The organism is Bradyrhizobium sp. MOS003 (assembly GCF_003020125.1).
Taxonomy (GTDB): domain Bacteria; phylum Pseudomonadota; class Alphaproteobacteria; order Rhizobiales; family Xanthobacteraceae; genus Bradyrhizobium.
The window spans coordinates 69,635-91,272 of record NZ_PYFW01000001.1 but is presented as its reverse complement, the minus strand read 5'-3'; the positions used below and the strand labels follow the sequence as shown (position 1 = coordinate 91,272).

The window sequence follows — 21,638 nt, the reverse complement described above, 5'->3', positions numbered from 1 at the left end:
TGGTGGCTCGCGATCGACGTTTTGCCGAATACCGATAGCGAATTTAGCGTCACCTTCGCACCTCAGGACCGATGGCGCCGCCGAGGTCGTCGTGTGTCGCTGTCAGGTTAATCGCCTTGGCAAAAAGCGGCCATTGTGTCTGCGATCGGACAAATACTCTGATAATTCGATTCAGATATCTGCTCCGTTCAAACGGACCGCCCGTCGAGCGAAACTCGGACCGCGCGCTCCGCGAAGACAGTGAATGCTGAGAGGCCGGTTCGCTCTGTGCGGCGGCCTGAACATCAATTTTGGAGCAAGATAAATGTTTGGTCGCAAGTCCCAGGTTGATGCACAAGCGCGGATCGATGCGATCGGCCGATCCCAGGCTATGATCGAATTCAATCTGGATGGCACGATCATCGCAGCCAACAAGAATTTTCTCGACGCCCTCGGCTATCGGCTTGACGAGATCAAGGGCAAGCACCATTCCATGTTCGTGCCGGCCGACCAGCGCGACAGCGCCGAGTACAAGGCGTTCTGGGCGGCATTGAACCGTGGCGAGTATCAGGCGCGCGAGTTCAAACGGATCGCGAATGGCGGTCGTGAAGTCTGGATCGAAGCATCCTACAATCCGGTCTTCGACGGCAACGGTAAGACGGTGATGGTCGCCAAGGTCGCGACCGACATCACCGCGAAGAAGATCCGGAGCATGACGGATGCGTCGAAGATTGCCGCCATCAGCCGCGCCCAGGCCGTGATCGAGTTCAAGCTCGACGGCACCATCGTCACCGCCAACGAGAATTTCTGCAGCGCGCTCGGCTATTCATTGTCGGAAATCGAGGGTAAGCACCACAGCCTGTTCGTCGCCGAGGCCGACCGCAACGGCACGGCCTATCGCGACTTCTGGGCCGCGCTCGACCGGGGCGAGTACCAGGCCGGCGAGTTCAAGCGCATCGGCAAGGGCGGCCGCGAGGTCTGGATTCTTGCCTCCTACAATCCGCTGCTCGACGAGACCGGCAAGCCGTACGGCGTGGTCAAGTTCGCCACTGACGTCACGGCGGAGAAACTGAAGAATGCAGATCTCGCCGGCCAGATCGCGGCGATCGACAAGGCCCAGGCCGTGATCGAGTTCAACATGGACGGCACGATCATCACCGCCAATGGCAATTTTCTCGGTGCGCTCGGCTATTCGCTGGCGGAGATCAAGGGCAGGCACCACAGCATGTTCGTCGAGCCCAGTGAGCGCGACGGTGCGGCCTATCGCGAGTTCTGGGCCGCGCTCAACCGCGGTGAATACCAGGCGGCCGAATACAAGCGCATCGGCAAGGGCGGCAGGGAGGTTTACATCCAAGCTTCCTACAATCCGATCCTCGATCTCAACGGCAAGCCCTTCAAGGTCGTGAAATACGCGACCGACACCACGCAACAGGTGCTCGTTCGCATGGGCAATGAGCGCGTCCGTTCCATGATGGAATCCGTCGCCGCCGGCTCGGAAGAGCTGAACGCCTCCGTTCGCGAAATCTCCGAGGCCATGACGAAGTCACGCGAGACGGCAGCAGGCGCCGTGGAGCAGGTCTCCTCTGCCGACGCGCAGGCCCAGCGTCTCACCGACGCCGCGCAGGCGATGAGCGGCATCGTCGAGATGATCAGCAACATCACCGGACAGATCAATCTGCTCGCGCTCAACGCGACGATCGAATCCGCCCGCGCCGGTGAGGCCGGCCGCGGCTTCGCTGTCGTCGCTTCCGAGGTGAAGGGCCTCGCCAACCAGGCCAAGCAGGCGACCGACAAGATCGGTCAGGAGATCGGGAGCCTCAACCAGATCTCGGGCGACGTCGTCGGCGCGCTCAGCTCGATCAAGCAGGCGATCAACAATGTCAGCGAATACGTGACGTCGACCGCCGCGGCGATCGAGGAGCAGAGCACGGTGACGAACGAGATGTCGACCAGTATGCAGCGCGCCGCGGCGGAAGCCGCGGCGATGGCGGGTCGGGCCTGATCAGGTCAGCGGCCGCGTCGAGCATTCTCCGCTGCGCAAATGGAGAAGCACGCGGCTGGCCGGGGATCTCCCGCGCCGCTCAGCGCGGCGCGACGTCGGCACGATCGAGCGACTCCAGCGTCGACGCGTTGCCGCAATAGCCGTGATAGTTCTCCGCGGCGGTGCCGTCGGCGAGATCGCGGTCGCATTGTGCCTTGTGGGCGCAAAGCGAACAAACCCGCTCCATGTCGCGGAGCAGCAGCGGCTGTGCGCGGCCGAGGCCTTCGGCACTGATGCCGAGCTGCTGCAGCATCATCGGCAACTCGTCGGCGGAATGCTTGCCGTGACGGACCAGCTCCTCCAGATCGTCAGGCGCGATTCGCAGGTCGCTCGCGATCCGGTCGAAATCGGCGCGATCGAGCTGCCTGATCTCGTTCAGCTCGCGGCGATGCTTCAGCCAGCTCGCAAAGGAGTCGATGAGGTCCTGGACGATGGGATAAGGCCTGCTTGCGGTGCTCATGGAAAGCTCCCTTCGGACAGCGGAATTGGAGCGAATTACGCACAATGTTGCAGGAGGCGCGTTGCGCTGGATCAAATTGAGAAGAGCGCGAGGAAATTGCTCTCGCCCCGGACGCGGCGCAGCACGCAGTGGTGCGCCGCTGAGCCGGGGCCCATCTCGCCACTTGCTGGGTCCCGGCTCTGCGGAGCGGCATTGCATGCCGCACCGCGTCCGGGACAAGAACGGAGAGTTACACGAACCGCTCCGCCGCCCAGGCATACAGGCTGCCCGGAATCGGCTTTTCGCCGCCGCGGCCCTTCGGCGAGATGTGCAGGCCGATGATCTCCGGGTTGGTGACGAGGCCGAGATAGCTCGAGGGATCGAAGAACAGTTTTGGCTCGGCATGCACGGCGTAGAACGATTGCTTCGGCAGCGCGCAGGCGAGTTCGCCGGTTCGGCGCGCGAGCGCGGTGAGGGCCGCGGGCCCGAAGATCGCGACGCGGATATCCGCAAGACGGCTCGAGCCGCCGCGCAGGCGCCGCATCATGAAGGTGATGCGATGGCGGACCGACAGCCAGTTCGGCGTCAGCTCCTCCTGCTCCATCAGTTCCTCGAAGGCTGCAACGATGCCGTGCCCGGGCGGCAGGTAGATCACGGAATTGCCGAGCTGGCGCGGCCGCTCCCACGCGAAATAGGGCTTTGCCGGATCGATCTCGACGGGTTTGAGCAGCAGCACGTCGGCGTCGAGCCAGAGGCCGAGGCCTTTCGCCATCAGCTTCATGCGGAAGAAATCGCTGAACTGCAGCGTGGTCCAGTCGCGCCAGCTTCCATCCGGTTGCGGCGGCCGCAAGCGCTCAGAGAACGCGTGCGGCAGGATCGCTTCGGCATCCGCATTGGCGACGCCGGCGGGCAGGCCGGGAATGGTGTCGAAGCTGTAGACCGTAACCTTGTGGCCGGCCGCCAGCTGCGAGCGCAGACAGGTCTGGCGCAGCGCATCCATTGAGCCGTGCCAGAAGGTGACGATGTCGGGCAGCATGTGCAGAAGCTATAATATTTAAGGCAAAGAAAAAGCCCCGGCGCGACAGCACCGGGGCTCGAATGACGACGCGAACTCAGGCCCAGGCGCGTTCGCGCTTGAGCTTGTCCTCATAGGTGTCGATCGAGGACTTCTTCTCCATGGTGAGACCGATGTCGTCGAGGCCGTTGATCAGGCAGTGCTTGCGGAACGGATCGATCTCGAACTTCACCTTGCCGCCGTCGGGGCCGCGGATCTCCTGGTTCGGCAGGTCGATCGTCAGCGTCGCATTGGCGCCGCGCTCGGCGTCGTCGAACAGCTTGTCGAGGTCTTCCTGCGAAACGCGGATCGGCAGAATGCCGTTCTTGAAACAGTTGTTGTAGAAGATGTCGCCGAACGAGGTCGAGATCACGCAGCGGATGCCGAAGTCGAGCAGCGCCCAGGGCGCGTGCTCGCGGCTCGAGCCGCAGCCGAAATTGTCGCCGGCCACCAGCACCTTCGAATTGCGATAGGCGGGCTGGTTCAGCACGAAATCCGGGTTCTCGCTGCCGTCGTCCTTGTAGCGCTGCTCGGAGAAGAGCCCCTTGCCAAGGCCGGTCCGCTTGATGGTCTTGAGGTACTGCTTCGGAATGATCATGTCGGTGTCGACATTGATGATCTTCAGCGGCGCCGCGACGCCTTCCAGCGTGGTGAACTTGTCCATGGTTGGGCTTTCCGGGGGTGGTTCAGGGAACCGGTATTTATCGCGATCGAGGCGGGAATCCTAGGCCGAATTCGGCAGATCTAGTCTGCTTGAGCCTCGATCGCTTCCATATCGTCGTCCGACAGCCCGAAATGGTGGCCGATCTCGTGGATCAGGACGTGGCGGACGATATGGCCGAGGCTCTCGTCGTGCTCGGCCCAGTAATCCAGGATCGGCCGGCGGTAGAGCCAGACCATGTTGGGCAGCCGCGCCACGTCGCCAAGGCTCTGCTGCGGCAGGCCGACGCCCTGGAACAGGCCGAGCAGGTCGAACTCGCTCTCGCATTCCATCTCGTCCAGGACCTCCTCGGTCGGGAAGTCCTCGACGCGAAGGATCACGCCCTCGCACAGCCCGCGAAACTCCGCCGGCAGGCGCTCGAAGATCTCATGCGCCGTCGCTTCCATCTCGGCCAGCGAGGGCGCTTTCAATTCCGTCCACATGGGGCTCTCTTAGCGCGGGTTTCCCGCTGATGCATCCCGCTTTATAAGCGCGTCGAGGTTGACGGGCGCCGCCAAAACGGGGAGCGTGGGCCTCGATTGAGGGTTTCGGGTGGGCAAGAAAATGCGAGCAAAAACAGCGCTGACGCTACTGTGCATGGGGTTGTTTTCGCAATTTTGGGGTAGCGCCGAGGCCCAGACGGCGGCGGGCCCTGAGTTCCGTCTCGCCCAGGCGGTCCCGCCTGATGCACGGCCGCGCAAGCGGCCCCCGCCGCGCTTGCGTGTGACGCCCTATTACAGCCCTGACGGCGTCTATCCGCGCTACAATCCCGGCCCCAATGCCGTCCGCGAATGCAACGCGACCTATGTCCAGGAATTTCGGCCGAGCGGCACGGTGATCGTGCCGCGCGTGAGCTGCTTTTGGCGCCCCGGTTAGCGTTGATAGGACGCCGGCGCGCAGCACAGGAGCCTCAAGGAGGCGTCATGGCGAGATGGTTTGCATTGGCCGTTGCCGTCGCGCTTGCCGTCAGTCTGCCTCGCGCGTCCGCGGCACCAGTGGTGACGGTTCCGGAGGCCTCGGCGGGGATCGCAATTTTCGATGTGCGACGGCCCGCGCGGACCTATCTCGTACGGCCTGCCGCGCGCCGTGATCCGCGCTATTACGCGCGGCCGGTCCACTACCGTCCCTATCCTTACCGCGTGCCCGCACCGTTCGTGTTCGGCTTTGGGCCGTTCTGATGACGCTAGCCGGAGGGCGTAAATCCCCTGACCAGCAGCACGGTCGCCTGCGCGCCGGCCTTGCGGTCGCGCGAGATCTCCTCGTAGTCGGGTGATGTCGAGAAGGCGAGGAAAGCGGCCTCGTCCGGAAACGACATCATCACCAGCTTGTCGTGCGGCCAGGCCCCTTCGAGCACGCGCGGGCGTTCATCGGCGGCGAGCAGCCGGCCGTCATACTTCCTGAACACGTCGAAGAAGCGCGCCTGATAGCGGTCATAGGCCGCGCGGTCCGTCATCTTCAGTTGCGCGATTGCGTAGACGGTCATCTTTCAAAACTCCTTCGTCGCGGCACCGCGTCGCATCGCAATTGCCGGCCTTGTTCATTCATGGCGCATTCACATCGCTGTCTGCAATTTAATCCCGGGCGCGACTGCAATGAACAGGGATGATGCGGGCCGGGAACGAGCATCGCAATTCCACTGTTCAGATTCAGGGAGAATTCCATGCTGACGAGTTTGGGTTTCAGGATAGGGCCGATGCGTCTGCTCGGGATTGCGGCGGCCGCGACGTTGATGCTGTCGGCCGGAACCGCGCGCCGTGCTGAAGCGCTGACGTTGATCAATCCGGCGACGTCACCTGCGACGAAGGCGGCGACCGACGACCTCGTCACGCAGGTTCGCCACGGTGGCGGTGGACATGGCGGCGGGCATTTTCACGGTGGCGGAGGGTTCCGCGGCGGCGGAGGACATGTCGGCGGTTTTCGCGGCGGTGGATTTCACGGCGGCCATATCGGCGGCTTCCGCGCCGCGCCGGCCTTCCACGGCGGCGGCTATCGCTATGGCGGGCTTCACCGCTATGGTGGCGTTCACCGTTACGGCGGATTCCATCGCTACGGGATCTACCGGCCTCATCATTACGGCCACCGCCACTTCCACCGGCGCTATTATGTCGGCGGCTATTATCCCGCTTACCATCATCCGCGCCGCTGCCGGGTCATCTGGACCTATTACGGCCCGCGCCGCATCTGCCGCTGGCATCGTTGGCACCATCCGTATCGCTATTGGTAAGCAAGATCGACGTGAAAAGGGCGCCTCATCGGCGTCCTTTGTTTGCCTGGCGGCTAAAGCCAATCCTTCAGCTTCCATGACGAAGCTTTCCACGGCATCAAATTCTCGATCTTCCACTGCTTGAACATCGCGGGCGGCCAGTGGCTGAGCTTCGAGGTCTCCTCGACCTCCGGCTTGGCAATGATGCGCAATCGTGGCGCGCGCCGGCGGTGCTGCCGCGTGGCTTCGCCGATCAGGTCGACATATTCAGGCTTGTTGGCCATTGGCGCGCGTCCTCGCGAAAACCTCGCGAGGACGAGAGTGTCAGGCGATCGTGTAACGGCGGTTTGCCGCGATCGCTACAATTGCAAGGAGTGGCCTAGCGCCAGTCCCTGACGTCGACGAAGTGACCCGCGATCGCCGCCGCTGCCGCCATCGCCGGCGACACCAGATGGGTGCGGCCCTTGAAGCCCTGGCGTCCCTCGAAGTTGCGGTTCGAGGTCGAGGCGCAACGTTCTTCCGGAGCCAGCTTGTCCGGGTTCATCGCAAGGCACATCGAGCAGCCCGGCTCGCGCCATTCGAAGCCGGCCTTGAGGAAGATCTTGTCCAGACCTTCGGCCTCGGCCTGCTCCTTCACGAGGCCGGAGCCAGGCACGACCATGGCGTTGACGTTGGCCGAGACTTGCTTGCCTTCCGCGATCTTGGCGGCGGCGCGCAGATCCTCGATGCGGCCGTTGGTGCAGGAGCCGATGAAGATGCGATCGACCTTGATGTCGGTGATTTTGGTTCCCGCCGTCAGGCCCATGTACTTCAGCGCGCGATGCTTGGAGAGGCGCTTGGCTTCGTCCGCGATCTTGTCGGGGTCCGGAACGAAGCCCGTCACCGAGATCACGTCCTCAGGCGAAGTGCCCCAAGTCACGATCGGCGGCAGCTTGGCCGCGTCGAGGCGCAGTTCGTGATCGAAATGCGCGCCCTCGTCGGAGCGCAGCTTTTCCCAGTAGCGCATCGCCGCATCCCAGTCCGCGCCCTTTGGTGCCTTGGGGCGGCCACGCAGGAAGTCGAACGCCTTCTGGTCGGGCGCGACCAGGCCGGCGCGCGCGCCGCCTTCGATCGACATGTTGCAGACCGTCATGCGGCCTTCCATCGACAGCGCCTGGATCGCGTCGCCGCCATATTCCAGCACGTAGCCGGTACCGCCTGCGGTGCCGATCTCGCCGATGATGGCGAGGATGATGTCCTTGCCCGTCACGCCGTCCGGCAATTTGCCGTCGACGGTGACGCGCATGTTCTTGGCCTTCTTCTGGATCAGCGTCTGCGTCGCCAGCACATGCTCGACCTCGGAGGTGCCGATGCCGTGAGCGAGCGCGCCGAACGCACCATGCGTCGAGGTGTGACTGTCACCGCAGACGATGGTGGTGCCGGGCAGCGTGAAGCCCTGCTCGGGGCCGATGACGTGGACGACGCCCTGGCGCTTGTCGAACTCGTTGTAATATTCGATGCCGAATTCCTTGGCGTTCTCGGCCAGCGCCTTGATCTGCTCGATGCTTTCAGGATCGGGATTCGGCTTGGTGCGATCGGTGGTCGGCACGTTGTGATCGACGACGGCGAGCGTCTTCTCGGGCGCGTGGACCTTGCGCCCCGTGGCGCGCAGGCCTTCGAACGCCTGCGGCGAGGTCACCTCGTGCACCAGATGGCGGTCGATATAGAGCAGGCAGGTGCCATCCTCGGCCTCGTGCACCAGATGGTCGTTCCAGATCTTGTCGTACAGGGTGGTGGGCTTGGACATGAGCTTGAGCTCCGAAAGAATGTTGGGTCAGCGGATAGGCGCGCGCGGCGCGCGGGCAACAAATCGTCAGCGCAGCTTTTAGGCTGCGCGGCTAAGCTCTGACGTTGCCGAGGTCGCGAAGCGTCCGAAGAACCGGCCGGGCAGCCGCGAGCGATCGTCGATGACGATGCGCTTGACGGGGGCGAGGCTGGTCGGATCTGGAAACATTCCAAGGATATATAGCACGCGGGAGTAAAAGCGCGAGTGTCTCAAGTTCGTCATTGCGAGCGCAGCGAAGCAATCCAGAAATGCATCCGCGGAGACGGTCTGGATTGCTTCGTCGCAAGGGCTCCTCGCAATGACAGCGGGGCAAACAAAAAAGCGCGGAGCCGAGCCCCGCGCTTTCGAAAAACCCGGCTGTAAGCGAAAGCTTACTCGTTGACGGCCTTGGCGTGGTCGGTCTTCTCGACGATACGAGCCGACTTGCCGCGCAGCTGACGCAGGTAATAGAGCTTGGCGCGACGCACCTTGCCGCGGCGCACCACCTTGATCGAGTCGATCATCGGCGACATCACCGGGAACACGCGCTCGACGCCCTCGCCGTAGGAGATCTTGCGGACGGTGAAGCTCTCGTTGAGGCCACCGCCGGAACGGCCGATGCAGACCCCTTCATAGGCCTGCACGCGGGTGCGGTCGCCTTCGACGACCTTCACGTTGACGATCACGGTGTCGCCGGGACCGAATTCCGGGATGTCCTTGCCGGCGGACAGCTTGTCGAACTGCTCTTTTTCGAGCTGTTGGATCAGGTTCATGGGGTAATCTCCATCGGCGCGCCCAGCCGCGAGACACGGGGGCTGCGCGAAATTCGTCGATCCAGCTATTGCGGATGTGGCCGCTCCTATAAGGCAAGCCGGAGCGTTTGTCACCCGTCTGTCTTGTTTTTTGGCGTTTTTTGGCGTCCGGTCCGATTCGGGGCCTTTGCCGGGATCTGGGCCCATAAATCGGGTCGCCGGGCCTCTGTCAGGGCCTCGGATTGCGCCCGCCGCCAAGCCGCGACCTTGGCGTGGTCGCCCGAGGTCAGGACCTCCGGGATCGGGGCCCCCTCGAACAGCTGCGGACGGGTGTATTGGGGGTATTCGAGCAGGCCGTCGGAGAAGCTTTCTTCGGTTCCCGAGGCCTCCTTGCCCATCACCCCCGGCAACAGCCGCACGCAGGCGTCGATCAGGGCCAGAGCTGCGATTTCGCCCCCGGACAGCACATAATCGCCGACCGAGACCTCCTCGAGACCCCGAGCGTCGATGACCCGCTGGTCGATCCCCTCGAACCGGCCGCAGACGATCAGGGGGCCTGGGCCCTGGGCGAGCGCCGTGACGCGAGCCTGGGTCAATGGCCGACCCCGGGGGCTCATCAGCAGGCGTGGCCGCTCAAGGGCAATCTCGGCGGCATCGATGGCCGCCGCCAGAACATCCGCCCGCAGCACCATGCCCGGCCCGCCGCCGGCCGGGGTATCGTCGACGCTGCGGTGGCGGTCGGTTGCCGACGCCCTGATGTCCCGCGCCTCGATCTCCCAGAGCCCGGACGCCAGCGCCCGGCCGGCCAGGCTCACGCCGAGCGGCCCCGGAAACATCTCCGGGAACAGCGTCAGCACCGTCGCGCGCCAGGGTGAGGGATTGGTCATTGTTTCCCGATCTCGTCGTCCCGGGGCGCGCGGAGCGCGAGCCCGGGACCCATAATCACCGCAGCCAGTTTTGCGATGATCGGAGCCGCCAGCTTAGCCAAAACCACGATCTGTAGTTATGGGTCCCCGCCTTCGCGGGGACGACTCGCGGAGGGATCGCCATCATCCCCCTCGACCTCCTGCGGCAACGCGATCACGACGCGGCCACCGGCGATGTCGACCTCGGGCACGACCGCGTTGGTGAACGGCAGCAGCAGCGTCGCGCCTTTGGGCGGCGCGATCTCGATGATGTCGCCGGCGCCGAAATTATGGATCGCGAGCACACGGCCGAGCGCATCGCCTTCCGTGGTGACGGCGGCGAGCCCGATCAGATCGGTGTGGTAATATTCGTCGTCGTCGGTCGCAGGCAGCTTGTCGCGTGCGACGTAGAGCTCGATGCCGTTGAGGCGCTCGGCCTCTTCGCGGGTCGTGACGCCCTTGAACGTCGCGATCAGATGATCTTTGGCCTCGCGCGCCGTTGCGACCTCGAACTGGCGCTTGCCGTCCTTGGACAGTAGCGGACCGTACCGCTTCACGGCAAAGGGATCTTCGGTGAAGGTCCACAATTTGACCGCACCGCGCACCCCATGCGCGGCGCCGATCCGCGCGACGCAGACCAGCGCCGACATGATCTAGCTTAGCCCTTCGCGGCAGCTTCGGCCTGCGCCTTGCGCTCCTTGCGCGGCACGGCCTTCTCGGGGTTGTTGCGCGCTTCGCGCTTCTTGACGCCGGCGGCATCGAGGAAACGCGACACGCGGTCGGACGGCTGCGCGCCCTTGGCGAGCCAGGCCTTCACCTTGTCCATGTCGAGCTTGAGGCGGGTCTCATTGTCCTTCGGCAGCAGCGGGTTGAAATAGCCGAGACGCTCGATGAAGCGGCCATCGCGGGGAAAGCGGGAGTCGGCGACGACGACGTGATAGACGGGACGCTTCTTGGTGCCTGCGCGGGCGAGGCGGATGACGACGGACATTCAGTTCTCCTTTAAAGTACGTTTTGTTCGGTTGATTGGTATTCCGCGTCGCGCGAGACCGATGCGATCCCGTGCGACGAATTCCTCATTTCTTCTTGCCCGGGAAACCGCCGAGGCCCGGCAGCATCGGCTTGCCACTCAGCCCGGTGAGCCCTGGAACGTTCGGCAGGCCCTGGCGTAGCCCGGCCGGCAAATCCTTCGGCAGATTCGGCAGGCCACCGCCGCCGCTCTGCATCTTTTCCTGCAGCGCCTTCATCTCTTCCGGCGAGGGCGGCTTCATGCCGCCGCCAAAGCCCATGGCCTGTGCGATGCCGGCGAGCGGGCCGCGCTTGCCCGAGCCCATCGCCTTCATCACGTCGGCCATGTTCCGGTGCATCTTGAGCAGCTTGTTGACCTGCTCGACGCTCTGGCCGGAACCCGCGGCGATGCGCTTCTTGCGGCTCGCCTTGAGCAGATCGGGATGACGGCGCTCGTCGCGCGTCATGGAATCGATCACCGCGACCTGGCGCTTCAGGATCTTGTCGTCGATGCCGGCGGCCGCGATCTGGTTCTTCATCTTGGAGATGCCGGGCATCATGCCCATCAGCCCGCTGATGCCGCCCATGCTGGCCATCTGCAACAGCTGCTCGCGCATGTCGTTGAGGTCGAACTGACCCTTGCGCATGCGCTCGGCGGTGCGCGCGGCCTTCTCGGCGTCGATGTTGGCGGCGGCGCGCTCGACCAGCGAGACCACGTCGCCCATGCCGAGGATGCGGCCGGCGATACGGTCGGGATGGAAATCTTCCAGCGCGTCGGTCTTTTCACCGGTGCCGATCAGCTTGATCGGCTTGCCGGTGACCGCGCGCATCGACAGCGCCGCACCGCCGCGGCCGTCGCCGTCGACGCGGGTCAGCACGATGCCGGTGAGGCCGACGCGCTGGTCGAAGGCGCGCGCGAGGTTCACGGCGTCCTGACCGGTGAGCGAGTCCGCAACCAGCAGCACTTCATGCGGATTCGCAGCCGCCTTGATCGCGGCCGCCTCCGCCATCATGTCTTCGTCGAGCGTGGTGCGGCCGGCGGTGTCGAGCAGCACGACGTCGTAGCCGCCGAGCTTGCCGGCTTCCATCGCGCGCTTGGCGATCTGCGGCGGCTGCTGTCCGGCGACGATCGGAAGCGTCGGAATGTCGAGATCGCGGCCGAGCACGGCCAACTGCTCCATCGCCGCCGGACGGTAGACGTCGAGCGAGGCCATCAGCACCTTGCGCTTGTCGCGCTGGACCAGGCGGCGGGCGAGCTTCGCGGTGGTGGTGGTTTTGCCGGAGCCTTGCAGGCCGACCATCATGATCGGCACCGGCGGCACGGAATTGACGTCGATGGTCTGGCTTTCGGCGCCGAGCGTGTTGATCAGCTCGTCATGGACGATCTTGACCACCATCTGGCCGGGGGTCACCGACTTGACGACGGTGGCGCCGATCGCCTGCTCGCGGACGCGCTCGGTGAAGCTGCGAACCACTTCGAGCGCGACGTCGGCTTCCAGCAGCGCGCGGCGCACCTCGCGCATCGCGGCGTCGACGTCCTTTTCGGTCAGCGCACCGCGCCCCGTCAGACGATCGAGAATGCCACCAAGCCGTTCCGACAGATTGTCGAACAATGAAGTCGTCCTTATTCCTGCTCGCCAGAATGGCGATCTTCCAAACACCTTTACGCCCGAGGGCGCATCGCGCTGTCGGGCGTTGACCTCCGGCCTCCAGGGCCAGTCGGCGGGTCGAAAAGAAAGCCTTTCCGAGAAAGTGGCGGGGTTAAACGCCGCTCCCGCCTAAAAGTCAAGGAATGTTAGGGCTCCGGGGCGGCTTTATCAGCTTAAGGTCCTGAAAACAGGCCTCTTTTGCCGGCGGTTCTTTTTCCGTTGGTCCCGCCCATATAGAAGGTGATGACTTACCTTTCCCGCCAGCCTTGAAGCCAGCCTATGCCGGTCACCCGCCGCCGCGTTTTCGGGCTGCTTGCCGGTGCTGGCGCGCTGGCCGGTATCCCCTCCCTCTGGATGTCCCGCATGAAAACCTATGACGGCCCGGTCTCCGACCATTTCGACGGCCTGACCTTCTTCGATCCGGACGGTGCGCCCCCGAAATCGCTCCGTGAGGTGATGCGTTGGCAGTTCGGCGGCAAGCGGCAGCGGGCGAAATGGCCCGACTGGGCGCCCAGCCCGCATGCCGACACCCCGCCCGCCCGTGTCGATGGCGACAAGGTCCGGCTCTCCTTCGTCGGCCACGCCAGCTGGCTGATCCAGACCGGCGGCCTCAACATCCTGGTCGATCCCGTCTGGTCGGAGCGGGTCTCGCCGGTCAGCTTTGCCGGGCCGAAGCGGCACAATGATCCCGGCATCGCTTTCGAGAAATTGCCGCAGATCGACGTCGTGCTGGTCTCGCACGGCCATTACGATCATCTCGACATCGCGACGCTGTCGCGGCTCACCAAGAATTTTGCCCCGCGCGTGGTCACCCCGCTCGGCAACGACGTGACGATGCGCAGCTGGGATTCCACGATCAAGGCGGAAGCGTTCGACTGGCACGACCGCGTCGAGCTCGGCGGCGGCATCGCCGTGCATCTGGTGCCGACCCGGCACTGGACGGCGCGCGGGATGTTCGACCGCAACAAGGCGCTGTGGGCGAGCTTCGTGCTGGAGACCCGTGCGGGGAAAATCTACGTCGTGTGCGATTCCGGCTACGGCGACGGCCGGCATTTCCGCCGCGTCGCCGAGAGGCACGGCAAGCTGCGCCTGGCGATCCTTCCGATCGGGGCTTACGAGCCGCGCTGGTTCATGCGCGACCAGCACATGAACCCGGAAGACGCGGTGAAGGCGCTGGCCGATTGCGGCGCCGAGGAAGCGCTCGGGCATCATCACGGCACGTTCCAGCTCACCGACGAAGCGATCGACGCGCCGGCCAAGGCCCTGATGGAAGCACTCGACGCGGCGGAGATTTCGCAGGAGCGGTTCGTGGCGATGAAGCCGGGGCAGGTGGTGGAGATTTAGGTCTCTCCGCTCACACCGCTCTTGCCCCGGACGCAGCGCAGCGTCCTTTCGACGGTGCGCTGCAGAGCCGGGGCCCATGTCGCCGTAGTGTACCGTGTTGCCTGCTGGGTCGCGGCTCTGCGCAGCAGCGTTTCACGCTGCAGCGCGTCCGGGACACGAGACCTACTGCTCTTTCGGCTTGATCGCCCAGCTTACATTCACCGTCACCGACAGCGTTTCTTCGCCCGGCGCAACTGCGGCTGGCGCCATTTGCGGCGTCGCCATCCGCGCCTTGAACAGCGGCACCGGAGCGCCGCCTTCGGACACGCTCAGCGGAGCGCCTAGCGTCACGCCGGTCGCCTTGGCGTAGATCTCGGCCTTGCGGCGCGCGTCGGCGACCGCCTGCTCACGCGCATCGTCGAGCAGCTTTGATGCCTGCGTCACCTCGAAGGAGATGTTGCCGATATCGTTGGCGCCGGCACCGACCAGCGTGTCGATGATGCCGGCGACCTTGGTCACGTCACGAATTTTTACCGTGACGCGGTTCGAGGCGCGGAAACCCACCACGGGCGATGCGCCGGTGGATTTGTTCTGGCCGTATTGCGGCTGCAGCGACAGCCGCGAGGTCTGGTAATCCTTCTCGGCGATGCCGGCGCCCTTCAGCGCCAGCAGCACCTTGCCCATCGCGGCATTGTTGGCGTCGGAGGCTTCCTTCGCCGTCTTCGCGTCGTTGGCGACGCCGGCGTCGATCTGGGCGAGATCGGGCGCCGCGGACACGCTGGCTTCGCCGCTCACCGTAATGGCGGATGGAAAATCATCGGCAAGCGCAGGCGTTGTCAGCAGCGTGGCGGCGAAAACGGCGGCAAGGGACGTAACGAGTACGGCAGGCTTTTTCATTGGTCTCACTTCAGCGGCACGAACACATTGATCACGAGCTTGTCTTCTGCGGTCTTCAGGGGGTCAGTGAGGTATTCCTCGATGAAGGTGTCCTTGGCTTCCAGCCTCTTGTCGTCGAGGTGATTGGTGATCGCCTCGTAGGTGTTGTCCATGTTGTCGTAGGAACCGCGATGGACGAATTTCAGCACCTTGCCCTCCGGCGACTTGCCGATGCTCATGTCCTTGGACAGGTTCTTGGGATCCTGCTCGACCGGTATCTCGGCAAGGAAGGTGAAGCCGGTATCGTCGGTCGAGGTGTAGACGATCATCGCATTGCCGGCTGGCTTGATGCCCTGCTTGTCCAGCAGCGTGTTCAGCGCCTTGAAGGCGTCGACCAGCGTGTCGAAGGCCGAGTCCCAATTGGCGGTGCCCTTGACCATCACGACCTTTTTGGCCTCGAGCGTGGTCTCCAGGCCGAACGGATCGGCGGTCTGCACCGGTCCAGGGGTCTCGGCCGGCGCTGCCGGGCTGGGCGAGGCACTGGCGGCGGGCGAGGGTGAATTTGTCGGTGCCGGCGACGCGCTGGCGGCAGGCGAGGGCGTGGCCGCTGGGGCAGGCGAGGCGCTCGCGGCCGGGGCTGGAGATGCCGACGGGGCGGGCGAGGGACTTGCCGAGGCCGCCGGTGCCGGGCTTGGGGTTTGCGCCAGAACCGAGGGCAGACCAAGCGACAAGGCCGCTGCCGGGATCAGCGCGGCCAGAGCAAGACGACGAAACCTGATCATTTTCATTCTCCCCAAGGCCTTCACTATTAAGGCCTTAACCAAGGCCCTTCATCGGCAAGACCTTGCCCGCCAAGGCCCAAATCCGGCTCCAGCCCAGCTGCGCATCCCGGTTCGCGGCGAGCTGCGCCGTTCTAACACGCGGGCGCGGAATTCGTCTCATGACAGATGCGTCATGCCGGACCTCGACCACCGACCGCAAATCACTGGCCAAGCCGCCAAGGATCGCCATATAAGGCAGGCGAAATTCAGGAATTTTCATGAGCGCGCTGGCCAACCACGCCTTTGCCAAGATGAACGGCATCGGCAACGAGATCGTCGTCGTCGACATGCGCGATTCCGCAGGCGGGGTGACGCCGGACGACGCCCGCGCGGTGGCGTCGGCACATGGCGGCGTGGCTTACGACCAGCTCATGGTGCTCTCGAGGCCCCGGTTCGACGGCACCGAGGCCTTCATCAGCATCTACAACAATGACGGCTCGGAGGCCGGCGCCTGCGGCAACGGCATGCGCTGTGTGGTGCGGCGCATCTTCGAGAAGACCGGGCAGACCTCTGCGACGTTCGAGACCGCGGCCGGCCTGCTCAATGCCTGGCAGGGCCCGGCACCGGATCTCTACACCGTCGACATGGGTGCGCCGAAGTTCGGCTGGCAGGAGATTCCGCTGGCGGAAGAGTTTCGCGACACCCGCTACATCGAATTGCAGATCGGGCCGATCGACAATCCGATCCTGCATTCGCCCTCGGTGGTGAGCATGGGCAATCCGCATGCGATCTTCTGGGTCGAGGACGTCAATGCCTACGATCTCGAGCGTTTCGGTCCCTTGCTCGAAAACCACCCGATCTTCCCCGAGCGCGCCAACATCACGCTCGCCCATATCGTCGATGACAAGCACATCACGATCCGCACCTGGGAGCGCGGCGCCGGGCTGACCAGGGCCTGCGGTTCGGCAGCCTGCGCGACCGCGGTTGCCGCCGCGCGGCTGAAGCGCACCGAACGCAATGTCGAGATCACGCTGCCCGGCGGCAAGCTCGGCATCGAGTGGCGCGAGCGCGACGATCACGTGCTGATGACGGGCACGGCGACCTTCGAATATGAGGGCCGATTCGATCCGGCGCTGTTCGCGCCGGCCGCCTGATGGCGGTCGACGTCGTCACCTTCGGCTGCCGCCTCAATGCGTTCGAGGCCGAGGTGATCCGTCGCGAGGCGGAAGCTGCGGGGCTCAAGGACACCATCGTCATCAACAGCTGCGCCGTCACCAACGAGGCGGTGGCGCAGGCGCGGCAATCGATCCGCAAATTGAAGCGCGAGCGGCCCGATGCGCGCATCGTCGTCACCGGTTGCGCGGCGCAGACGCAAAGTAGCATGTTCGCCGACATGAGCGAGGTCGACCGCGTCGTCGGCAATGACGACAAGATGCGGTCATCCGCGTGGCGCGAGACACGCAGCGCTTTCGATCTCGGCGCCGGGGAGAAGATCGCCGTCAGCGACATCATGGCCGTCAAGGAGATGGCGCCGCATCTGATCGACGGCTTTGCGAGCGGCCTTCCGCGCGTGTTCGTGCAGGTGCAGAACGGCTGCGACCATCGCTGCACCTTCTGCATCATCCCGTTCGGCCGCGGCAATTCGCGCTCGGTGCCGATGGGCGCGGTGGTCGATCAGGTGCGCACGCTGGCCGAACGCGGCCATGCCGAGATCGTGCTGACCGGCGTCGACCTCACCAGCTACGGCTCGGATCTGCCGGGCGCACCGAAGCTCGGCATGTTGACCAGGCAGATCCTGCGACACGTGCCGGAGTTGAGGCGCCTGCGCATCTCCTCGATCGATTCGATCGAGGCGGATGCCGATCTGCTCGATGCCATCGCCGGCGATGTGCGGCTGATGCCGCATCTGCATCTGTCGCTGCAATCCGGCGACGACATGATCCTGAAGCGCATGAAACGGCGGCATTCGCGGCGGGACGCGATCACGTTCTGCGAGCAGGTCCGCCGCCTGCGTCCCGATATCGCGTTCGGCGCCGACATCATTGCAGGCTTCCCGACCGAGACGGAGGACATGTTTTCACGCTCGCTCGATCTGGTCGAGCAATGCGGCCTGACATTCCTGCACGTCTTCCCTTATTCGCCCCGCCCCGGCACGCCGGCCGCGCGGATGCCGCAGGTCGCAGGCGGCGCGATCAAGGAGCGCGCGAAGCGGCTGCGGGCGGCGGGCGAAGCCGCGCTGCGCAAGCGCCTCCAAGCCGAGATCGGCGCGACCCGCAACGTGCTGATCGAGAGCGACGGACAGGGTCGCACGGAGCATTATCTGCCGGTGGCGATCGCGGGCGGTCGTGTCGGCAGCGTCGTGCCGCTGACGATGGGCGGCAGTGATGGTGAGCGGCTCACCGTATAAATCGCGGCTCTTCCTTCTCCCCTTGCGAGAAAGGGCAAGAAGCTACGACGCCCTGACCTGCCAGAACCGCAGCGTCCGCCTGGCATTCTCCGCCGTCATCCGTGCGTAATTTCCCTGCGCTCTTGCAAGGTCCGCCGGCTTCATCGCACCCGTCGCAAACCGGCATTGGAGCACAGCGGTGGTGGTTTCCCAGCTGAGCTGCGCCGCCTTGCACGGCACCAGGAGGCCGTCGTCGCGCAGGCTCTGCATCAGCGGGCGAATCACCTCGACGGTCGATCCGGACAGCGCGGCCAGCGCCGCTGCGGTTTCCTCATAGCGCCGCTGCGTGGCGAAACCGAGCAGCGTCGCCTCATCGAGCTGGCCGGTCGCCTTGAGCATTGCAACCGCGCGTTTGGCACCTTCGAAATCGCGGACACCCGACATCTCGCGATCGACACCGACGGTGACGGCCGCGATCGCGCTCTGGATTTCCTCGAACAGATGCGGCGGCGCGCGCGACAGCAGGCGGGCGCGCACGGCATCGCTGGCCGAGCGCAGTAACCGGCGGCGCAATTCCGACGGCAGGTCGACGCGGACGCCGACGCTGACGGCAAGTTCGGGATCCGCCTCGGCCTGCCCGACCATGGCTGCGAATCCGTTTCCGGAGACGCGCGCGCCGGGATTTGCGGCGAGCCGGCGGCTGACGCTGGGATAGCGGCGTGCCAGAAGTGCGTCGGTGACGATCTCCTTCAACCACCAGCGGCCGGCGACCGCGAGCAGATGCGGCTCGCCCTTGCCGGAGGCGATCTTCACCAGCTCGCCGTCGTCGAGGCGGGCAGATTCCTGCAGCACGGGACCTGCGATGCGGATCTCGTCGTTGCTGGCGAGGCGGCGGATCACGGAGGGCGGCGCCTGGGCGATCGGCGCAAGCTGCGCGCTGATCTCGGCGAGCGCAATGCGTGCGTCCATGTCGGCAAGTGCCCGCAGCTCGATCGTGCCGATCAGGCGCTCGAGCACGTCGTCGAACAGCGCGATCTGCTCATCGTCAAAACTGCCGGCGGAGGAGAGGAACAGGTCGGTGACGCGCCGGGCCGTTTCCAGGCCCTTTTCCGCCGAGCCGAGCCGAATCGCGGATTCGACTTCGTCGATGATCGATAGCCCGGCCGTGGACATGACGCGCAGCTCGTCCTGAGCAGATTGACGGAAGCTTGTTCTAAGCAACCGCTATCATGAGGGACGAGCACTGAACGTTTCGTAAAGCATGGGCGGGCGGAGAGTACTGAACCTCATCCTGAGAGCCCGCGTAGCGGGCGTCTCGAAGGATGGCCGCGGGCGAGATACGGGCCTTTCATGGTCGAGACGGCGCTGGCGCGCCTCCTCACCATGAGGGTCCGATATTACTCCCCATTCCACCCGCAGGCGCGGAGCTTCTCGTACATATGCGGCGGGGCCGGCGCCACCACCCGGACCGGCTCCTTGTTCCGGGAGATCGGCACCACGATCTCGCGGGAATGCAGGTGCAGCTTCGGCTCGCCGAAGCGCGGGCCGTTGCCGTAGATGTTATCGCCGAAGATCGGCCAGCCGGTCGCCGACGAATGCACCCGCAATTGATGGGTCCGACCGGTCACCGGTTCCATGGCGAGCCAGGTGAAGCCGTCGCCCCGGCCTATCACTTTCCAGTTGGTGATCGCCTTCTGACCCTCGGGATCAGGCTTCTGCCACCAGCCGCGTTCGGCGTTGAGCCGGCCGAGCGGCATGTCGATGGTGCCCTCGTCCTCGGCAGGGCCGCCCTCGACCACGGTCCAATAGGTCTTGCCGATCTTGCCGTGCTTGAACAGGAGGCCGAGCGAGGCCGTTGCCTTGCGGTGGCGGCCGAGCACGAGGCAGCCGGAGGTGTCCTTGTCCAAGCGGTGAGCCAGCACCGGCGGCCGCGGCAGGCCGAAACAGAGCGCGTCGAACGAGGCCTCCAGATTGGCGCCGCCCTTGGGGCCACGATGCACGGGAAGCCCGGCCGGCTTGTCGATGATCAGCATCAGCCCGTCGCGATGAAGCACGCGCGCCAGGATTTCATCGGCGGTCAATTGGGGAACATCGAGCAATCGCAGGACTTTCGGTCAAGACTTTCGTTTGGGAGCCGGAACGGCTAACACACCGCCATCATGAACGATACCACGTCAGATCCCCCCAAGCTGAGCTGGTGGCGCCGCCTGTCCGACGGGCTAAAGCGCACCTCGTCCTCGCTCGGGACCGCGGTCGCCGACCTTGTCACCAAGCGCAAGCTCGACCGCGCCATGCTCGACGACATCGAGGACGTGCTGCTGCGTGCCGACCTCGGCACGTCAGTCGCGGTCCGGATCGCGGAAGCCGTCGGCACCGGCCGCTATGACAAAGCGATCTCGGCGGACGAGGTCAAGGACGTCGTCGCCACCGAGGTCGAGAAGGTGCTGACGGCGGTGGCGAAGCCGCTCGTGATCGATGCCGGCAAGAAACCGTTCGTGATCCTGGTGGTCGGCGTCAATGGCTCCGGCAAGACCACCACCATCGGGAAACTCTCGCAGAAATTCGCCTCCGAAGGCCGCAAGGTGATGCTCGCCGCCGGCGACACGTTTCGCGCCGCGGCCATCGAGCAGCTCAAGGTCTGGGGTGAACGCACCAAGACGCCCGTGATCGCGGGCGCGCAGGGCTCTGATTCGGCGAGCCTTGCCTTCAACGCGCTGACGGCGGCGAAGGAGCAGGCCATCGACGTGCTGTTGATCGACACTGCCGGCCGCCTGCAGAACAAGGCCGAGCTGATGAACGAGCTCGAAAAGGTGGTGCGTGTGATCCGCAAGGTGGATGACACTGCGCCGCATGCCGTGCTGCTGGTGCTGGACGCCACCGTCGGCCAGAATGCGCTGTCGCAGGTCGAGGCGTTCCATCGCACGGCAGGGGTGACCGGCCTCGTGATGACGAAACTCGACGGCACCGCGCGCGGCGGCATTCTGGTCGCGCTCGCGGAAAAATTCAAACTGCCGGTGCACTTCATCGGCGTCGGCGAGGGTGTCGACGATCTTGCGCCGTTCACCGCGCGCGACTTCGCCCGCGCCATCGCCGGAATCGAAAGCTGAGAATGGACAAGACCCAGCCGCATCCGCTGTTCAAGCTCGCGACCGAGCTCGGTCCGCTGCTCGTGTTCTTCTTCGTGAATGCGAAGTTCAATCTGTTTGCCGCCACCGGCGCCTTCATGGTCGCGATCGTGGCGGCGATGATCGCCTCCTATGTGGTGACGCGTCACATCCCGATCATGGCGATTGTCACAGGCGTGATCGTGCTGGTGTTCGGCACGCTGACGCTGGTGCTGCACGACGAGACCTTCATCAAGCTCAAGCCGACCATCATCTACGGCCTGTTCGCCGCGATCCTCGGCGGCGGGCTGCTGTTCGGGCGCTCCTTCATCGCCGTCATGTTCGACCAGATGTTCAATCTGACGCCGCTGGGCTGGCGCATCCTGACGCTGCGCTGGGCGCTGTTCTTCGCCGCCATGGCGGTGCTGAACGAGATCGTCTGGCGCACCCAGAGCACGGACTTCTGGGTGAATTTCAAGGTGTTCGGCGTGACCCCGATCACGATGATCTTCGCCATCGCCCAGATGCCGCTGACCAAGCGCTACCACCTCGAGCCGGCATCGCTGGAGGCGAGCGAGGCCGAGGCGGGGGATGTGCGGAAGGGGTGAGAGCCTCGTGTCCCGGACGCGCTGCAGCGCGTAGCGCTGCTGCGCA

The 21,638-nt window shown here is 64.9% G+C and carries 26 protein-coding genes; 9 read left to right on the top strand and 17 right to left on the bottom strand.

Translation table 11 applies throughout. The features are described from left to right. The first annotated feature begins 304 nt into the window (after positions 1–304). Positions 305–1,981: a methyl-accepting chemotaxis protein gene (locus C7G42_RS00460; protein ID WP_106947159.1), complete on the top strand. Its 1,677-nt coding sequence runs from the start codon at positions 305–307 to the stop codon at positions 1,979–1,981. A gap of 79 nt (positions 1,982–2,060) precedes the next feature. Here C7G42_RS00460 and C7G42_RS00455 read toward each other — a convergent pair whose 3' ends face one another. The 4 genes from C7G42_RS00455 to C7G42_RS00440 form a co-directional block, all read right to left on the bottom strand. Beyond that, the gene (locus C7G42_RS00455) at positions 2,061–2,480 is read right to left on the bottom strand and encodes a hypothetical protein (protein WP_106947158.1); all 420 of its coding nucleotides are present in this window, start codon (positions 2,478–2,480) and stop codon (positions 2,061–2,063) included. A 229-nt stretch (positions 2,481–2,709) separates the two neighbouring features. Further along, complete coding sequence (locus tag C7G42_RS00450) at positions 2,710–3,495, bottom strand: glycosyltransferase family 32 protein (RefSeq protein WP_106947157.1); 786 nt, start codon at positions 3,493–3,495, stop codon at positions 2,710–2,712. Positions 3,496–3,571: 76 nt separating this feature from the next. Further along, positions 3,572–4,177 carry a 3-isopropylmalate dehydratase small subunit gene (gene leuD, locus C7G42_RS00445; protein ID WP_094972712.1) on the bottom strand — a complete coding sequence of 202 codons (606 nt, stop codon included), beginning with the start codon at positions 4,175–4,177 and terminating at the stop codon, positions 3,572–3,574. An 80-nt stretch (positions 4,178–4,257) separates the two neighbouring features. Continuing rightward, the gene (locus C7G42_RS00440) at positions 4,258–4,656 is read right to left on the bottom strand and encodes a metallopeptidase family protein (protein WP_106947156.1); all 399 of its coding nucleotides are present in this window, start codon (positions 4,654–4,656) and stop codon (positions 4,258–4,260) included. Positions 4,657–4,810: 154 nt separating this feature from the next. Between C7G42_RS00440 and C7G42_RS00435 the strand changes: the two genes are divergently transcribed. Continuing rightward, positions 4,811–5,089 carry a hypothetical protein gene (locus C7G42_RS00435; protein WP_199580769.1) on the top strand — a complete coding sequence of 93 codons (279 nt, stop codon included), beginning with the start codon at positions 4,811–4,813 and terminating at the stop codon, positions 5,087–5,089. A gap of 47 nt (positions 5,090–5,136) precedes the next feature. Next, positions 5,137–5,391 (top strand): hypothetical protein, encoded by a 255-nt coding sequence (locus tag C7G42_RS00430; protein ID WP_106947154.1) that lies wholly within the window; start codon positions 5,137–5,139, stop codon positions 5,389–5,391. Positions 5,392–5,396: 5 nt separating this feature from the next. Here the strand turns inward: C7G42_RS00430 and C7G42_RS00425 are convergent, their stop codons facing one another. Beyond that, positions 5,397–5,696: a DUF1330 domain-containing protein gene (locus tag C7G42_RS00425; RefSeq protein ID WP_106947153.1), complete on the bottom strand. Its 300-nt coding sequence runs from the start codon at positions 5,694–5,696 to the stop codon at positions 5,397–5,399. A gap of 177 nt (positions 5,697–5,873) precedes the next feature. Between C7G42_RS00425 and C7G42_RS00420 the strand changes: the two genes are divergently transcribed. Then, on the top strand, positions 5,874–6,437 hold the full coding sequence (locus tag C7G42_RS00420) for a hypothetical protein (protein ID WP_106947152.1): 564 nt from the start codon (positions 5,874–5,876) through the stop codon (positions 6,435–6,437). A gap of 53 nt (positions 6,438–6,490) precedes the next feature. On the opposite strand, the gene C7G42_RS00415 is transcribed toward C7G42_RS00420, so the two are convergent. The 7 genes from C7G42_RS00415 to ffh form a co-directional block, all read right to left on the bottom strand. Then, positions 6,491–6,700 carry a hypothetical protein gene (locus C7G42_RS00415; RefSeq protein ID WP_106947151.1) on the bottom strand — a complete coding sequence of 70 codons (210 nt, stop codon included), beginning with the start codon at positions 6,698–6,700 and terminating at the stop codon, positions 6,491–6,493. Between the two features lie 95 nt (positions 6,701–6,795). Then, complete coding sequence (leuC, locus tag C7G42_RS00410; RefSeq protein WP_106947150.1) at positions 6,796–8,202, bottom strand: 3-isopropylmalate dehydratase large subunit; 1,407 nt, start codon at positions 8,200–8,202, stop codon at positions 6,796–6,798. Between the two features lie 410 nt (positions 8,203–8,612). Continuing rightward, complete coding sequence (gene rplS / locus C7G42_RS00405; protein WP_106947149.1) at positions 8,613–8,993, bottom strand: 50S ribosomal protein L19; 381 nt, start codon at positions 8,991–8,993, stop codon at positions 8,613–8,615. Between the two features lie 110 nt (positions 8,994–9,103). Next, positions 9,104–9,859, bottom strand: coding sequence for a tRNA (guanosine(37)-N1)-methyltransferase TrmD (trmD, locus tag C7G42_RS00400; RefSeq protein ID WP_106947148.1), 756 nt, complete (start codon positions 9,857–9,859; stop codon positions 9,104–9,106). A 116-nt stretch (positions 9,860–9,975) separates the two neighbouring features. Continuing rightward, positions 9,976–10,527, bottom strand: a complete 552-nt coding sequence (gene rimM / locus C7G42_RS00395; protein ID WP_106947147.1) for a ribosome maturation factor RimM — start codon at positions 10,525–10,527, stop codon at positions 9,976–9,978. Between the two features lie 8 nt (positions 10,528–10,535). Further along, on the bottom strand, positions 10,536–10,868 hold the full coding sequence (rpsP, locus tag C7G42_RS00390) for a 30S ribosomal protein S16 (RefSeq protein ID WP_014438992.1): 333 nt from the start codon (positions 10,866–10,868) through the stop codon (positions 10,536–10,538). Positions 10,869–10,953: 85 nt separating this feature from the next. Beyond that, entirely contained in the window at positions 10,954–12,498 is a 1,545-nt protein-coding gene (gene ffh, locus C7G42_RS00385) for a signal recognition particle protein (protein ID WP_106947146.1), read from the bottom strand. A 315-nt stretch (positions 12,499–12,813) separates the two neighbouring features. Here ffh and C7G42_RS00380 point away from each other — a divergent pair, with 315 nt between their 5' ends. Next, a complete protein-coding gene (locus C7G42_RS00380) occupies positions 12,814–13,878 on the top strand; it encodes an MBL fold metallo-hydrolase (RefSeq protein WP_199580581.1) in 1,065 nt (354 codons plus the stop codon). A gap of 162 nt (positions 13,879–14,040) precedes the next feature. On the opposite strand, the gene C7G42_RS00375 is transcribed toward C7G42_RS00380, so the two are convergent. Genes C7G42_RS00375 through C7G42_RS00365 form a run of 3 tightly spaced genes read right to left on the bottom strand, consistent with a single transcriptional unit; the run spans position 14,041 to position 15,774 of the window. Next, positions 14,041–14,754 carry an SIMPL domain-containing protein gene (locus C7G42_RS00375; protein ID WP_199580580.1) on the bottom strand — a complete coding sequence of 238 codons (714 nt, stop codon included), beginning with the start codon at positions 14,752–14,754 and terminating at the stop codon, positions 14,041–14,043. Between the two features lie 5 nt (positions 14,755–14,759). Further along, positions 14,760–15,515: a GyrI-like domain-containing protein gene (locus C7G42_RS00370; RefSeq protein WP_106947144.1), complete on the bottom strand. Its 756-nt coding sequence runs from the start codon at positions 15,513–15,515 to the stop codon at positions 14,760–14,762. Positions 15,516–15,549: 34 nt separating this feature from the next. Then, a complete protein-coding gene (locus C7G42_RS00365) occupies positions 15,550–15,774 on the bottom strand; it encodes a hypothetical protein (RefSeq protein WP_147250220.1) in 225 nt (74 codons plus the stop codon). On the opposite strand from C7G42_RS00365, the gene dapF reads away from it, so the two are divergent. Then, the gene (gene dapF / locus C7G42_RS00360; protein ID WP_106947142.1) at positions 15,773–16,648 is read left to right on the top strand and encodes a diaminopimelate epimerase; all 876 of its coding nucleotides are present in this window, start codon (positions 15,773–15,775) and stop codon (positions 16,646–16,648) included. The two genes, C7G42_RS00365 and dapF, sit on opposite strands and share 2 nt — an antisense overlap. Next, positions 16,648–17,901: a tRNA (N(6)-L-threonylcarbamoyladenosine(37)-C(2))-methylthiotransferase MtaB gene (gene mtaB, locus C7G42_RS00355; RefSeq protein WP_106947141.1), complete on the top strand. Its 1,254-nt coding sequence runs from the start codon at positions 16,648–16,650 to the stop codon at positions 17,899–17,901. Before dapF ends, mtaB begins: the two co-directional genes overlap by 1 nt. Positions 17,902–17,943: 42 nt before the next feature. On the opposite strand, the gene C7G42_RS00350 is transcribed toward mtaB, so the two are convergent. Both C7G42_RS00350 and C7G42_RS00345 read right to left on the bottom strand, forming a co-directional pair. Beyond that, positions 17,944–19,053 carry a DUF2336 domain-containing protein gene (locus C7G42_RS00350; protein WP_106947140.1) on the bottom strand — a complete coding sequence of 370 codons (1,110 nt, stop codon included), beginning with the start codon at positions 19,051–19,053 and terminating at the stop codon, positions 17,944–17,946. Positions 19,054–19,277: 224 nt separating this feature from the next. After that, positions 19,278–19,979: an RluA family pseudouridine synthase gene (locus C7G42_RS00345; RefSeq protein ID WP_199580579.1), complete on the bottom strand. Its 702-nt coding sequence runs from the start codon at positions 19,977–19,979 to the stop codon at positions 19,278–19,280. A gap of 60 nt (positions 19,980–20,039) precedes the next feature. Between C7G42_RS00345 and ftsY the strand changes: the two genes are divergently transcribed. Next, the gene (gene ftsY / locus C7G42_RS00340; RefSeq protein WP_106947139.1) at positions 20,040–20,987 is read left to right on the top strand and encodes a signal recognition particle-docking protein FtsY; all 948 of its coding nucleotides are present in this window, start codon (positions 20,040–20,042) and stop codon (positions 20,985–20,987) included. A gap of 2 nt (positions 20,988–20,989) precedes the next feature. Next, positions 20,990–21,592 (top strand): septation protein A, encoded by a 603-nt coding sequence (locus C7G42_RS00335; RefSeq protein WP_106947138.1) that lies wholly within the window; start codon positions 20,990–20,992, stop codon positions 21,590–21,592. Positions 21,593–21,638: the final 46 nt, after the last annotated feature.